This window comes from Advenella sp., from assembly GCF_052108595.1.
Taxonomy (GTDB): domain Bacteria; phylum Pseudomonadota; class Gammaproteobacteria; order Burkholderiales; family Burkholderiaceae_B; genus Advenella.
On sequence record NZ_JBQEAU010000119.1, the window covers coordinates 1 to 14,071 of the forward strand.

Below are 14,071 nucleotides of genomic sequence, written 5' to 3' on the forward strand. Positions count from 1 at the left end.
CAGCCTCAAGGGGCTGATCGTGGGCGGCTCCGTGATTGACGAGACGACCGTCAGACGTTGCAGCAAAGCCTTTGACTGCGGTTTTATCAGTCTCTACGGATCGGCCGATGGCGTCAATTGCCATAATACGCTGAGCGATTCGATAGAAGTGGCGTTCAATAGTGTTGGAACCCCCAACCCTTCCGTTTGCGAAATACGGATCGTTGATGATAACGGTGTCGAACTTGCCCGCGGCCAGATTGGTGAAATTTACGCCCGGGGGCCCGTCAGCCCCATGCAATATGTCAATGCACCAGAGCTGGATCAGACATATCGCGACCAGGAAGGTTGGGTCAAAACAGGTGACCTGGGCTATATCAACCCGCAGGGGCATCTGGTGCTGGCCGGCCGCAAGAAGGACATCATTATCCGTGGCGGCGCCAATATCAGTCCGGTCCAGATAGAGGGGCTGGTGACTCGCCATCCGGATGTCGTAACGGTCGCTTGCGTGCCGGTTCCCGATTTCGATTTGGGCCAGCGGGTATGTCTATGCGTGACGCTGCGGCCCCAGGCTGATCGTTTCTCGCTTACCGAGATCACCAATTACTTGCGCGAACAGGGCCTGGAAATCAATAAACTACCCGAATATCTCAGGTTCTATCGAAGCCTGCCGCTGACGCCTGCCGGAAAAATCGATAAGCGTGCCTTGGCCGAGGATGCTGCGGCCATGGTCAATCCTCAAAGGCTGTCTGCATAATGAATGCCGTTACCGAACCCCTGGATAATCCGGTGACTTACCTTTGTCAGCGTGTAAAGCAATTTGTTGATACGCAAATCATTCCCAAAGAAACCGCCTTGCTTGCCGGCGACGACAATGCCAGGCAAATCGCTGCCGCGTTGTCTGCACAGGCACGCCAGGCAGGGCTGTTTGGCAGTTTTTATCCGAAGGGACATGGCGGTATTGTCAACCGATTGAGCGATTATCTGCCTATCGCCGAGCAGGAGGGCCGCTCCGAATTCGGGCCGGCCATTATGGGCGCGGATGCCACGCTTGATGCTCACATGCTGTTCTGGCATGGCAGCCCGGTCGTACGCGCGCGCTACTTTGATCCGTTGGTAAAGGGGCGTGCCGTCTGCAGTTACGCCATGAGCGAGCCGGACAGTATCGGCTCAATACCCGATACTATGCAGACGCGTGCAAGGTGGCAGGATAGCCACTGGGTGTTGACTGGCAAAAAATGGTTTGTGTGCCGCTCCCTGCACGCCGATTTCATTACCGTAGTGGCGCGTACGTCAGACAAACCGGTGGAACAGGGGCTCTCGATGCTGATTGTGCCTGCCGACGCACCCGGTTTCGAGGTGCTGCGCGAACTTCCTGTGCTGGGACGCATGCAGGGGCAGGGCGAGTTGTCCTTTACCAATGTTGTTGTCCCGTCGGATCATGTGCTGGGCGTGCCCGGGCAAGGCATCAAGCTGATGCAGCAAAGGCTCGGACTGGGCAGGATACTGCGAGCCAGTCAGTGGCTGGGTATGGCGCAGCGCAGTTTTGAGCTGATGTGCGAACGTATCCATTCGGAACGGGGCGTTCAGGCCCGATTAGTGGAAAAACAACTGGTTCGGGCCCGAGTATGCAATGTGTATCGGCATATTGCCACGGCCCGTGCGTTACTGCGAGACGCAGCCCGCAAATTCGATGACCGGCAGGCCAATTCCATAGAAGTCAATATTGCCAAACTGGCCGCTTCCGATGCCTTGAGCGTGGCGACCGATAATGCCATCCAGATCATGGGGGCAGAGGGATTGAGCGACGGGACACCCTTGTCCAGCCTGTATCGCAATGCCAGGACGACCCACATTCTAGACGGAACAGACGATGCGCTGGTCAGCTCCGTGGGGCGCGCGCTTCTTGCCAACAGTCGCAACCCTGAGCTATTTGACAGTGATTATCCCTCAGTCGTAAACAGAGCAAGCAATCATGGATGAAGCCCGATATCCCGTTCAGTCTGCGCTGGCGGTCGGCAGCCTGCTGACCCTGGCAATGGGGATGCCGATGATGATATTTTACGGTATCGGTGTGCTCGGCCCGCAATTGATCCAGGAACTGGGCATATCGCGCGGACAGCTTGCCTGGCTGACCACCGCTTCCTTCGGTGTGGCGGCCGTTGTTTCTCCGTGGTCAGGCCAGGCAGTACAGCGACTTGGCATGAGATCGGGACTGATGGGGTTGTTCGGGCTGGTCGCGCTGTCTTTTTTTCTCATGGCTGTGTTGCCTGGATTCGTCGGATTGATCCTGGCCATGTTGCTGTGTGGCGCCGCGCAATCTCTGGCGAATCCGGCAACCAATATGGCGATCGCAAAACTGGTGCCTGCCCCGAAAAAGCCAGCCATGGTTGGAATCAAACAGTCGGGCGTGCAAATTTCTGCGCTTGTGGCCGGTATCTTGCTGCCGTTTTTCGCGCAATGGTTAGGCTGGCGAGGGGCGCTGGCGTTATGGGTCCCACTGGCGCTGGTCATGTTTTTCCTGGTAAGTCGACGGTTGCCAGCGGGAATGGCCAGCGCTCAACCGCTTGCTGGCGGCCGGGCCCTTGCGCTGCCGCGTCCCAATGTGTTGCTGGGATTGCTGATGCTCGTGCAGTTATGCGCCGGCCTGACGTTATCGTCCTTCATCACTTTTTTCGGCGTCTATGCATCACAGCTGGGTATGTCGGCCCAAATGACAGGTGCTATGATCAGCGTCTTCGGCGTTATGGGCATCGTGTCGCGGATCGCGCTAACTCCCCTGGGCAGCCGACTGCGCGACGAGACGCAGTTGATGGTCATGCTTTTTATTCTTGCCTGCTTGGCCGTCTATGTCACGACACTAGCTACCCCAACCCGACACTTTCCTTTATGGATCGGCATAACCGGCATGGGGTTGACAGTGGCGGCCACCAATGCGATTGCCATGAGCATGCTGTTGCGCGACGAGCGGTTCGGCAAGACGGCTACCGCTGCCGGTATGTTGTCTGTGGGATTTTTCGGCGGGTTTGCGGTGGGACCTCCATTATTTGGCGTTTTATTATCCCAGCCCCAGGGGTTTGGAATCGCCTGGTTCTTACTGATAGGCACGACCCTGGCTGGCGCCGCCTTTTCCTTGATGCTTTACCGGATCCGATCCCATGGCAGCACATGACGTACATGATGCACATGACGCGCGGGTCGGCGAGGCGCCGCAAAACCCGTTAGTGCATGATATTTTCCGGCATATGGACCGTATTGCCCAGGCGTGTGATTCGCAGTTTCCGCTATACCGCAAGGCACGTGACCAGCCTTGGAAGTTATCTAGACGAGGGTCCTGGCTGGGCGGATTCTGGGCGGCGCTCTGGTGGAAACGGGCGGCCGTTGAGAGAACGGCAACGTCCATTGATACGGCCCGCCAATGGAGCCGCCGGCTTGAACCGGTTCTGCCGCAAGCCAGCATAAATAGAAGCTTTGTCTTTTGGTATGGGGCGGGCGTGGCCAATCAGTATGATAGCGATTCGGCGTGGCACGCGCTGTCCAGTGCGGCATGCGCGCGATTGCGTAATAGTTATGATCATCAGCAGAAAATGTATCCGCTCGGACAAGACATGGGAGGTGGCCCTGAAGGCGATCGTATTTTGAATGTCGATTCGCTCGCCTCCTTGCTGTTGCTGACCCATCTTCACGGAGATCCGCTAGACATGACCCTGGGCAGACAGCACTTGGATACGTGTGTGGCACAATTGGCTGACGCCGATGGCCGATGGGCCACTCAAGTGATGCCCGGTGTTGCGCACGAGAATCGTCATGCATCATTGATATGGTCAGCCCGCGGACAGGCGTGGGCCATGCTTGGCTTGGCGCAAGCCGTCAGGTGCTATGGAGACGATTATCAGGCTGCGGCCCTGCTTGCCTGCCAGTGGTGGAGGCAGGTCCGCAGCCAGCAGAATCAGCCGGCAGAGAGTAGCCGGCCTTGGCCTTTGCCGTCGGCCGCGGCCGGCGCCAGCGAGTTTGATCCTTGCGCATCGGCGATTGCCTGCGTTGCGCTGGAACAGATGTCCCGGCAGATGTCCGGGCAGCCGTGGCTGCGCGAAGCGGCGCAGCAAGAACGGGCCAACCTGGTGAGCTGCATGGTTGGAGAAAATGGCATTTTTGCCGGTCACCTGTATAAAGTCGATGCGCAAGCAGCCTCAATCGTAGAGACGCCTTGCGCCCTTTATTTCCTGCTTGAAGCGGTCATGGCGGCCGTCAGCGATTGATGCCATGATATCGTGGCCCAGGCGATGATCAGCGCGCCGGAAACCAGAAAGCCCATCATGCCGGCATAACCGGTACGATCCATCAGCACGCCGGCTACTGCAGGCATGAGCGTGCGGGTCAGGATAAACAGGCTTGACTGTATTCCATAATCGAGCGCCACCAGCGCTGGACGAACGAAATACATCATGACGCCAAACACCAGGCCCGATGCTGCTCCAACGGCAATAGCAAGCAGGATCGCCATGGCAATCAGTATGGTAGCGGATGCCCCGGCCAGAACAAACATCAGTAACATGGCCAGGGCCAGCACGTTCAGCCAGGCAACACCGGATAACATCTGGCCAATACCGTAGTGCTTTGTCATGCGCGCCACCACCAGGCTGGCCAGCGCCGCGAGTACGCCACCCAGAATGCCAACGATCATGGCAATCCTCTCGGTGGACAGTCCGCTATCCAGCAGTAGCGGTTTCATATAGACCCAGGCGCTGCCCACAAAGGGAAAATAAAACAGCATGAGTATTGCCCATTTGCCGTGTCCGGCTATCGTAAAGTACGCTTTCCACAGACGCCAGTTGATGCCGGTCTGCACTGGCTCACTGGAGACGCCGGGCAAGGGCTTGCGCTGCATGAACGCCAGCAGAACGCAGCCCGATAGCAAGGCCAGGGCCATGACCTGAAACGGTGCGGCCCAGCCAAAGCGGGTGTATAACAGCAGCATTAATCCGCCGCCGACAATAGCGCCCAGCGATGTTGCTGCGGACCGGATTGCGCCTGCCCGCATGCGTTGCGATTCGGGCAAATAGCGAATCGCCAGGGCGTTGATCGGGACATCCGTCCAGGTTCCCAATAAATTAATGCTGAGCGCCAGTGTGAAGAGAAAAGACCAGGGCGACTCCTGCAGGCTGGTGCGCGAAAAGAACAGAAGCAATGCTGCGTAAACGACTGACAACACGATACTCCAGTTTCTGTAACCGGCGCGCCCCAGGGGGTAGCGGTCAACGGGAGCGGCCAGAAGGAACTTGAGAATCGCCGGCAGGCCGGCCAATTGCAATAGGCCGATGTCTGTTCCGGACCAGCCATGTTGGCGTAGCACCAACGGAAGGCCGATATACAGATAGACTACCGGTGCAGTCAGGGTCAGGTTAATCCAGCCGAGCAACAATTGAAGCGGCCAATATCCGGATTCGGCCCGGATCACTGCCGGTTCGTTTGGTTGATGCTGGTTAGGCGTGCTTGCCGTGGTATTCATGGTTTGATTCCTGTGTAAAGCCAGACCGGCGTCATGGGGAACGCGATCGGTCCGAGTGACCGGATCTGTGAAAAGCCGGTGGCGACCAGCATGTCGTGCATCTGGCCGGTGGCAGGAACAAAGCGACCGCGCAACATCATTGACGCATAAAAGGGCAGTATTCGAGATGCGTCGCGCGCCTGCGAGGGCACTTCGGCATGCGCAATGTAGAGCACGCCGCCGCGACGCAGCCCCTGGCATATTTTGCTAAGCGCGGCCTTAGGGTCCTGCAGAAAGTGCAGGACGCAGGAACACCAAATCAGATCGTAGCCGGTCCCGATGTCGTCATGTTCCAGATCTGCTGACCGCACATTGATGCGGTCGGCCAGGCCGGCGTTGTCAATCGAACCCTGAGCGACGGTAGCCGTGGCCGGCAGATCACAGACGGTTCCCGTCCATTGTGGCAGGTGGTGGGCCAGCGCAATTGCAATATGGCCGGGGCCGCCGCCCAGGTCCAGAAACCTGCCCTGCTGGACAAGTGAAGACGCCGGTGGCAGACGGTCAAGAATCGAGGGCACGCTGACGGCCCGCTGTTCCTGGCTGATTTGTTGTTCCGCCGCTTTTGCCCAGTTGGTGTGAGTTGCCTCGCCGCCCGGTATGGTACGTTCGCTGCGCCCCGAACGAACGAAGTCCTCAAATTGCGTACCCGCGTGGCGCAAGATGCGTAGGCGATAACTCAAGGCGGCAGCGCAGTTCTCGGGCGAGGACGAAACCAGGTAGCGCTTTGCCAGACTGGTGCATTGATAGTGCGTAGCCGCGCCTGAGTCGCCTGGCGAGCCCGGGGGCAAGTTGCGAGCCAGTAGTTCCATACTCCATAGCAGGTCAAGCCAGACGGAAACAGGGCCGGGCTGCATGGCCAGTTTGCTGGCCACCTGCTTTGCAGTGGCGTCCTGCACAAGGTAATCGAACAGCTTGTTGTCCAAAGCCAGTTCCAGCGCGCTAACCTGTACGGGTGCGGCGGCCATGCTCCAGAAAGGCTGGAGCGCGTGTGTATTTACCAAATCCATCATTGTTCCTTAAAGACGCCACGTCAGGCGCATGCCCACTTCGCGCGGCGGACTGTATACGGTCACAAAGCCATTCTGATAACCAACGGCGTCATACTTTTTATTGGCGGCATTGTTGACGTAGGCTGCCACTTCCCAATTCTTGCCGGCATAGCCGGCCGTCAGATTGATCAGTCCGTAGCCATTGCGCTTGTATTTATTGGCTGCATCCAAATACACTTTGCCGGTGCCCACAACTTGCGCCTGCGCGTACCAGCCTTTTGAAGAGGTATAGCGTACGCCGGCATGGCCGCTCAGGTCAGGTGCAAAGGGATTACGTTTGCCCGAATAATCGGCCATGCCATCCTGAAAGCGTTCAAAGCGGGTGTGATTCCAGGCCAGGCCCGCATTGACGCGCCAACCCGGTGCCAGCATGTAGTCAAAATCCAGCTCAATCCCTTTGGCGTTTGCAGCGGCAGCGCTGGTGATATACATCATGCCGGCAGTGGGCATTTGCATCACCTGCATGTCACGCACGGTCATGTAATAGGCTGCGATTGAATAGCGTCCGCGGCGGTTATCGAACGAACCCTTGAGCCCGGTCTCGTACGAGAGGGTTTTCTCCGGACTGTACGGCATAAAGTTGGCCGCAGGAGACACCACATTAAAGCCGCCGGTACGTATCCCCTTGGCAACGCTGATATACCATTGGTGGTCTGGCGTCATCTGATACTGCAATGCCAGCTTGGGAGAGAAATGTGTCCAGCCCTCGCTCATTTTCTGCTTGTCGTCAGGGGCAATTGAAACGTTGTTGCGCTCAATGCGCCCTCCCAGCGATACGGTCCACGCATCCGAAAGCGGGACGTTCCAATGCGTAAACAAGGCCAGCGAGCTGCCTTTTTGACCGACTTGCAGATGGCTGCTGCCCATCATCGTTTTTGAAATATTGACCAGGTCATTGTCCTGCTTGTCCGCATACACGCCGACCAGCCAGTCTGCCTTGCCCGCCTTGCCTTCGATCCGCAGTTCCTGCGACAGATTGCGAAAGTGATGATCACGCCCAACATGAAGAACGTCCATGGGCATGAAGTCTGTGTCCTGCTGGACGCGATCCCGATAGTCGTTATAGGCGGTGATGGAGCGCAGCGTAAGCCCAGAGGCAAATTGATGCGAGGCGCTCAGCGAGAAAGTCTGGCCGACAGATTTGTTCCATCCCGCTGTTCCAGATGCCACTTCGTTGCGTTCGGCGCTGGGGCTGCCCCATAGGGCCGAACCATCATGAAACTCTTGCCGGGCATAACGCAAGACCACGTCGGTGGCCGGTGTCGGCGTCCAGCGCAGGCCGATGTTCAGGTTGCCGCGTTCGCGCCTGTCGTCTTTTTTTCCCGTATGGGAATTATTAATAAAGCCGTGCTGGCTGGACCAGCTACCGGAAATGGAACCATACAGGGTATCTTGTGTAATCGGCTGGCTTAGCGAAAAACTGCCCGCACGCTTGGCGCGGCTTCCAAATTCACCGGATATCGCAGCTCTTGGAGTATTGTCCATGGGCTGGGTGTGAATGGATACCACACCGGCCTCGGCATTGCGTCCATACAAGGTCGATTGCGGGCCTCGCAGCACCTCAATGCGATCCAGGTCCAAAAAACTGTTTTCGAATCCCTGGGCCGTCAACGTGGGCACGCCATCGACCAGCATCAATACCGACGTAGACGAAGTATTAAAGTTTGCGGTTACGCCGCGCATGACCGGCGAGTTCAGGCCCGACTGACCGAAGGGCTGAAAGGAAAGACCGGGCATGCGGCCCTCTAGCTGCTCCATGCGCTGGATGCCTGTCTGCTCGATGTCCAGGCCGTCGATGACCGCAATACTTGCGGGCACCTGTTCCAGCAGACGGCTGGTTTTTTCTGCCGTTACCGTAATGGGGGCCAATTCCGTGGTCTGTTGCTGATGGGAGGGTGGCACACTCTGCGCCAGCGCCGGCACCGGTAATGTCCAAGCCGCGCAAATCGCTAACGCCGGCCAGGCGGCTTCACAATAGGAAGATCGGATTTTTCTCATCAATGACACCTACAAATCTATACGCATTGCCGACGCGGCAAGAATATAAGATTGTAGATTTCAAGTGATAATGAGTCTTATTTAAAGCGTATGAATTCTGGAGTAATTTATATGAAAGTCGTCATACCGGTAAAAGCGGGAACATAATCTGCTGGATTGGGTTGCTGCTGGATATCAAGCCGGGTCAACGGAAAAGGTAGCATGCCGCGTTTATACTCCAGTATTCAATTTGCAAACCGGTATTTCGTCGTGAAGAAACATCAATCGTTTTCAGCACAGTCGCCTTGTCCTTGCGGCAGTTCAGCAAGCTATGAAAGCTGCTGCCAGCGCTGGCACCACGGCGCGCTTCGCCTTCTGGCGCCCGATGCGCAAACCCTTATGCGCAGTCGATACAGCGCCTTTGTGCTGGACGAGCTCGATTATCTGCTCGATACCTGGCACAGCAGCACCCGGCCAGCCTCGCTGGAACCGAATGCGCCGGGGACAAAATGGCTGGGACTGGATGTACGGCGCCATATGCTGCAGGACAATGATCATGCCACGGTAGAGTTTGTCGCCCGATTCCGCCAGAACGGGCGCGCAAGCCGACAACATGAGATCAGCCGGTTTGTGCGGGAAGACGGACGGTGGTTTTATGTAGACGGGCAGGTCTAATCACCGGCTAACATATTGCGAAGATCAATATCCTTTGCCGCCAGACATTGACCTGCGACATGCCAGCTTGTCGACTTCGACTTTGGGCAAAGCAGAATGTGCGAATTCTGGGTATGTTTGCCACCCTGGAAAATATTCACAACGGGATACTCTTTAAGCCCCGCGATATGCCTGGCTACAGTTGGCGCGATAGCGCCCGTCGCCGACCAGTATAAATGAAGGGTTACCCGATTGCCATTCATGCAAAATGCGTGAGTCAACCCGCCAAAACACATGCAGATTTACCTGGGTCTGTTGGAAAATGGCGCTATAGCAAATCATTTGCCAAAAAGCGTTGCCCGGCGTGCCGGAACTTTTCTTGTTATTGCATTTTCTTGTTATTGGGTTCTGTTTTATTAACGCGTTTGCTGCCCGTATGCGTGCTCGTGCCTGACCAGACGACGCACGCCGCCGATAAACTGTTTTTCCAGAGTGCTAGGCGGCCCCTGTTCGCGGTAGATGGCGACCAGCTCGAGCGTGATGGGCGGGTCAAAATGAATGTATCGGGATTGATCCTCCAGGACGAACTTTGCCGTAAATTCATCGACAATCGCAAGCCGATCTTCATACTCAGCGATGGCGGCAGCTACGTAATACGTTTCGACCTTGACTTGATTGGTAAATTGATTGGGGACAGCCATGGATTCTATGATGCGCGTCACCGGATCACCCTCAGAGTAGGTGATCAATTTGCTGAAATCGACCTGGCGCGGGTCTTTTATGTGCCCGCTCTGCGGACCGGCAAGCACCATGTTCACTTTCGCAATGGTGGAGACCATGCAGTCCGGATAGTCGTTCGGCTTGAAAGTGAACGCGATATTGATTTCGCGTGAACGCAACTTGCGGATCAGCTCCGATTCATGTCCCGTGGTTATTTCAATGTTGATATCCGGATATCTTTGCCGAATAAGCGACACGGCTCGCGGCATCAGGTGCAGGCCAAGGCTGGGCAGGCAGCCCAGTTTGAGCGAGCCTGCCGGATGCTGGTGAATATTGGTCGCCAATGACCGGATATGCTCCAGCAGATGCATCATTTTTTCAATATCGGGGGCGAGCGACTGCGCCTCTGGCGTCAGTTTGAGCCGACCCTTTACCCGTTCAAAAAGCTGGAAACCCAGCTGTAGCTCAGCATGCCCCAGGGTTTTGCTGACTGCGGATTGTGAAATATTCAACAGGCGAGCCGCCCGGCTGACCGAGCCAGTGGTGCGTATGGCATGAAAAATTTCGATATGTCTGAGTTTCACCTGCGCTCCAGGGTATGAGTTTTATTCATGGATGATATAACTTTTTTCCTTTGCATGCTATTGCTATTGCCTGCACAATAGCCTGCAAAGAGCAGCATCTTCCCTATTTGCCATTTTTAGGTGTGTCACCCGGAGAGCCGTTATGATCAGATTTCGTTCCCTATTGAAAATGGGCATTGTCTTTGCCTGTGCGATGAATGTCGCCCACGCTGCGGCGGACCAGTTCCGCCTGGGCCTGTCAAAGGATCTGCTCACGCTCGATCCGATTGCCTCTAGCGACAACCCGTCTATCTGGACGCAATTGCTGATTTACGATCAACTGGTGCGGCCCTCTGCCGATGGTACAGAAATAGTGGCCGGTCTGGCCGACCAGTGGGAAATCAGTCCGGATGGCAAAACCTACACATTTCATTTGCGGGAAAACGCCAAATTCAGTGATGGCCAGGCGGTAACGGCCGACGATGTGATTTTTTCCCTGAAGCGGGCTGCCGGAGAAACATCCGGCTGGGCCCGATTTTTCAAGCCCATTACCGGCTATGAAAAAGTTGACGACAGAACAGTAAAATTGAGTCTGGATGCGCCTTTTACGCCGATGCTAAATAACCTGGCGTTGTTTTCCGCATCCATATTGCCCGCAGCGCTACTGCAGAGCAAGGGCGAGGATTTTTTCAAGGCCCCCGTCGGCAGCGGGCCTTTCTCGCTCAAGGCCTGGGACAAGGGGCAACGCGTTTCCCTGGATAAAAACCCGAACTACTGGCAAGAGGGCAAGCCCGCTGTGGAGCACGCCACCCTGGAAATTATCGGCGACGATAATGCGCGCATTCTGAAACTGAAAGCCAACGAGCTGGATGCAGCCATGGATATTCCCTTTAACCAGGTGGCCATGCTGCAGAACGACCCCAATATCAAGACAGCCGTGGCCAAGGTGTTTCGCACCGACCTGGTGCAGCTCAATACCAGCAAAAAGCCATTTGATGACATTCGTGTTCGCCAGGCCTTGAACTACGCGGTCAATAAGCAAACGATTATTCAGGGGGTATTGAAGGGAAATGGCGAGCCGGCTTCGTCCTCTTTGCCCATCATGGCGCATCACAATACTGATATCCAGCCGTACCCCTATGATGTGGCCAAAGCTAAGCAATTGCTTGCTGAAGCCGGGCTGGCTGATGGTTTCAAGGCGACGCTGCTTGTACCATCGGGCAACGTTACTTCGCGGCAGGTGGGACAGGTGATCCAGAATGCCCTGAGCAAGATCGGCGTGACGATTCAGCTGCAAACCATCGAGAGCGGTTCTCAGTTTACGACGACCAAAGCCGGCAATTATGAAATGTCGCTTGCCTATACGACCAGCGATACGATTGACCCTGACCAATTGATCGGCTTTACCGCCGTCAATCCCGAGCGGGCCAATGCCATGCATACGAACTGGAAAAGCGATCGGGTCAACGAATTATATGCGCAAGAGCGCCAGACCCCTGAAGGCGCCGAACGCGGACGCATGTTCCAGGAGATCGAGGCGATCATTAATAAAGAAGTGCCGTTCATTTTCCTGTACCACCAGGGTGTGCCTTACGCCTACCGTTCTAATGTCGAAGGGTTCCAGGTGCTTCCCACATCAAACTACCGGCTTGAAGAGGTCCGGGTGAAGTAAGCGAAACAAATCTAGGGTGAGCAGATCCCGGTAGAGTAAGCAATACGAACCCAGGGCTGAACAGGTCCGGGTAGAGTAAGCAAAACGATTCCAAGATTGAACAGGAGTGGCTTGTGATTTTGCGTTTTATTGTCTTGCGGTTGGTGCAGTTAATCCCGGTGTTGCTGGGCATCACCATCCTGGCTTTTCTGCTTTTGCGGGTGATGCCCGGAGACCCGGCAACGCTGTTGCTGGGTAGCCGTGGCACCGCCGAAGATATAGCGCAATTGCAACGGCAGCTCGGTCTGGATAAGCCGTTGATAATCCAGTATTTTCAGTTTTTGGTCAATTGCCTGAAGGGCGATTTTGGCACGTCTATCGCTTTCAAGTCATCTGTGGGACCATTGATTTTTGAGCGTCTGTGGGTCACGCTCGCGCTGGTCGGCTATAGCACCGTTATTGCGATTGTGTTGACCATACCACTGGCTTTCCTGGCTGCGCTGCGCAAGAACTCGCCGACCGACAACCTGATCAAGTTTTTGTTCATTTGCTTTATGTCTATGCCGGCCTTCTGGCTTGGCATTTTGCTTGTGCTGGTATTCTCGGTCTATATCCCGATCTTTCCGGTGTCGGGCTTAAATAGTGGATTTTCTGGTCTTTTGCACTCGCTGTTTCTCCCTGCCTTGGTGATTGCATTGAGTACGGCGGCGCTAACGGTTCGCTCCCTCAGAAGTTCGATTATTGCGGTTCTCAATGCCGACTACATTGATACTGCCTACGCCAAAGGCATGAGCCGCATGCAGATTTTGCGGCGTCATGTCTTTCGCAACTCGCTGCTCTCGACAATCTCGGTGCTCGGAGTGCATACCAGTTGGGTGATCGGCGGCACAGTTGTGATTGAAGCCGTGTTTGCGCTGCCGGGCCTGGGCGGGCTGATGGTTTCGTCCATTGCTGCACGGGATTATCCCATGGTGCAGGGGCTGACGGTGACCTTTGCAGTACTGGTAGTTCTGATCAACCTGGCGGCAGATCTGGCTTATGTCGCGGCCGACCCAAGGGTGGAACTATCATGAACGCAATATTGAGTGGCTGGCGCAGTAGCAGGCTGGCGCAGAATTATTCTTTGTGGGCCGGTCTTGCCCTGTTCATTTTCCTGATCCTGGTCACTTACGTGGTTCCAGCGGTATTCAAGATTGACACGTCTGAAATCAATTTTGATAGCAGCCTGCAGGGCCCGACATTGCAATATCTGTTCGGCACCGACGACTTGGGTCGGCCGGTGTTTTGGCGGGCAATTGAAGCGCTCAAGACAGATCTTGAGATTGTTGCGGTTTGCGTGTTAATTCCATTTGTGACTGGCTCGCTGATCGGGCTGGTTTCAGGCTATGTTGGCGGCTGGTTTGATACGCTGATCATGCGCATTGTAGATATTGTGTGGGCTTTCCCGTTTTATGTGCTGGTTATCGCGATTGTCGGCTCGCTTGGCCCTAGTACTCAGAACATGTACCTGGCCTTTACGCTGGTAGTCTGGATTTCTTTTGCGCGGATTGTGCGCGGCGAAGTGCTGCTGGTCAAGACCACAGAATATGTTCAGTCGGCCAGGGTAATGGGATACAGCCACTTGCGAATACTGTTCCTGCACATTCTTCCCAATGTTATTACGCCTGCTATTGTGTTCATGATGGCCGATGTTGTCCTGACGATTCTGGCGGTAACCTCCCTGGGGTTTCTGGGCCTGGGGATCCAGCCGCCCACACCGGAGCTGGGCGTCATGATTGCCGAAGGCCGCAACTACATATTCGATGCGTGGTGGATTTCTGTGTTTCCCGGCATCATGATCATTTATATCGGCGTGACGTTTTCCCTGCTGGGCGACGGCATCGATAATCAGCTCAGGGTGAAATTATGAATGCGGCAGCAGAGCAGGTGC

At 55.6% G+C, this 14,071-nt stretch carries 12 protein-coding genes; 8 read left to right on the forward strand and 4 right to left on the reverse strand.

What is annotated here, in order from left to right:
• The 4 genes from ACTIKR_RS17465 to ACTIKR_RS17480 form a co-directional block, all read left to right on the forward strand.
• On the forward strand, positions 1-736 hold a 736-nt coding region (locus tag ACTIKR_RS17465), incomplete at its 5' end, for an AMP-binding protein (protein ID WP_442328520.1).
• Positions 736-1,962: an acyl-CoA dehydrogenase family protein gene (locus ACTIKR_RS17470; RefSeq protein ID WP_100699317.1), complete on the forward strand. Its 1,227-nt coding sequence runs from the start codon at positions 736-738 to the stop codon at positions 1,960-1,962. The genes ACTIKR_RS17465 and ACTIKR_RS17470, both read left to right, overlap by 1 nt.
• A complete protein-coding gene (locus tag ACTIKR_RS17475; protein WP_193089529.1) occupies positions 1,955-3,151 on the forward strand; it encodes an MFS transporter in 1,197 nt (398 codons plus the stop codon). The genes ACTIKR_RS17470 and ACTIKR_RS17475 overlap by 8 nt, the downstream gene beginning before the upstream one ends.
• Complete coding sequence (locus ACTIKR_RS17480; RefSeq protein ID WP_100699315.1) at positions 3,138-4,238, forward strand: glucuronyl hydrolase; 1,101 nt, start codon at positions 3,138-3,140, stop codon at positions 4,236-4,238. The genes ACTIKR_RS17475 and ACTIKR_RS17480 overlap by 14 nt, the downstream gene beginning before the upstream one ends.
• On the opposite strand, the gene ACTIKR_RS17485 is transcribed toward ACTIKR_RS17480, so the two are convergent.
• The 3 genes from ACTIKR_RS17485 to ACTIKR_RS17495 are packed head-to-tail and all read right to left on the reverse strand — an operon-like array spanning position 4,196 to position 8,574.
• Positions 4,196-5,488 (reverse strand): MFS transporter, encoded by a 1,293-nt coding sequence (locus tag ACTIKR_RS17485; protein WP_193089530.1) that lies wholly within the window; start codon positions 5,486-5,488, stop codon positions 4,196-4,198. The genes ACTIKR_RS17480 and ACTIKR_RS17485 overlap by 43 nt on opposite strands.
• The gene (locus ACTIKR_RS17490) at positions 5,485-6,537 is read right to left on the reverse strand and encodes a methyltransferase (RefSeq protein WP_100699313.1); all 1,053 of its coding nucleotides are present in this window, start codon (positions 6,535-6,537) and stop codon (positions 5,485-5,487) included. Before ACTIKR_RS17490 ends, ACTIKR_RS17485 begins: the two co-directional genes overlap by 4 nt.
• A gap of 6 nt (positions 6,538-6,543) precedes the next feature.
• Positions 6,544-8,574: a TonB-dependent receptor gene (locus ACTIKR_RS17495; protein ID WP_100699312.1), complete on the reverse strand. Its 2,031-nt coding sequence runs from the start codon at positions 8,572-8,574 to the stop codon at positions 6,544-6,546.
• 249 nt (positions 8,575-8,823) lie between these two features.
• Here ACTIKR_RS17495 and ACTIKR_RS17500 point away from each other — a divergent pair, with 249 nt between their 5' ends.
• On the forward strand, positions 8,824-9,228 hold the full coding sequence (locus ACTIKR_RS17500; RefSeq protein WP_100699519.1) for a YchJ family protein: 405 nt from the start codon (positions 8,824-8,826) through the stop codon (positions 9,226-9,228).
• A gap of 395 nt (positions 9,229-9,623) precedes the next feature.
• Here ACTIKR_RS17500 and ACTIKR_RS17505 read toward each other — a convergent pair whose 3' ends face one another.
• Complete coding sequence (locus ACTIKR_RS17505) at positions 9,624-10,511, reverse strand: LysR family transcriptional regulator (RefSeq protein WP_100699310.1); 888 nt, start codon at positions 10,509-10,511, stop codon at positions 9,624-9,626.
• 142 nt (positions 10,512-10,653) lie between these two features.
• Here ACTIKR_RS17505 and ACTIKR_RS17510 point away from each other — a divergent pair, with 142 nt between their 5' ends.
• The 3 genes from ACTIKR_RS17510 (at position 10,654) to ACTIKR_RS17520 (ending at position 14,050) form a co-directional block, all read left to right on the forward strand.
• Entirely contained in the window at positions 10,654-12,162 is a 1,509-nt protein-coding gene (locus ACTIKR_RS17510; RefSeq protein WP_100699309.1) for an ABC transporter substrate-binding protein, read from the forward strand.
• 113 nt (positions 12,163-12,275) lie between these two features.
• Complete coding sequence (locus ACTIKR_RS17515) at positions 12,276-13,214, forward strand: ABC transporter permease (protein WP_193089531.1); 939 nt, start codon at positions 12,276-12,278, stop codon at positions 13,212-13,214.
• A complete protein-coding gene (locus ACTIKR_RS17520) occupies positions 13,211-14,050 on the forward strand; it encodes an ABC transporter permease (protein WP_100699307.1) in 840 nt (279 codons plus the stop codon). The genes ACTIKR_RS17515 and ACTIKR_RS17520 overlap by 4 nt, the downstream gene beginning before the upstream one ends.
• Positions 14,051-14,071 lie beyond the last annotated feature (21 nt).

Bases quoted from the DNA above. Each gene is read 5' to 3' on its own strand.
- ACTIKR_RS17470 (WP_100699317.1), top strand. From the start codon at position 736: ATGAATGCCGTTACCGAACCCCTGGATAATCCGGTGACTTACCTTTGT.
- ACTIKR_RS17475 (WP_193089529.1), top strand. From the start codon at position 1,955: ATGGATGAAGCCCGATATCCCGTTCAGTCTGCGCTGGCGGTCGGCAGC.
- ACTIKR_RS17480 (WP_100699315.1), top strand. From the start codon at position 3,138: ATGGCAGCACATGACGTACATGATGCACATGACGCGCGGGTCGGCGAG.
- ACTIKR_RS17485 (WP_193089530.1), bottom strand. From the start codon at position 5,488: ATGAATACCACGGCAAGCACGCCTAACCAGCATCAACCAAACGAACCG.
- ACTIKR_RS17490 (WP_100699313.1), bottom strand. From the start codon at position 6,537: ATGATGGATTTGGTAAATACACACGCGCTCCAGCCTTTCTGGAGCATG.
- ACTIKR_RS17495 (WP_100699312.1), bottom strand. From the start codon at position 8,574: ATGAGAAAAATCCGATCTTCCTATTGTGAAGCCGCCTGGCCGGCGTTA.
- ACTIKR_RS17510 (WP_100699309.1), top strand. From the start codon at position 10,654: ATGATCAGATTTCGTTCCCTATTGAAAATGGGCATTGTCTTTGCCTGT.
- ACTIKR_RS17520 (WP_100699307.1), top strand. From the start codon at position 13,211: ATGAACGCAATATTGAGTGGCTGGCGCAGTAGCAGGCTGGCGCAGAAT.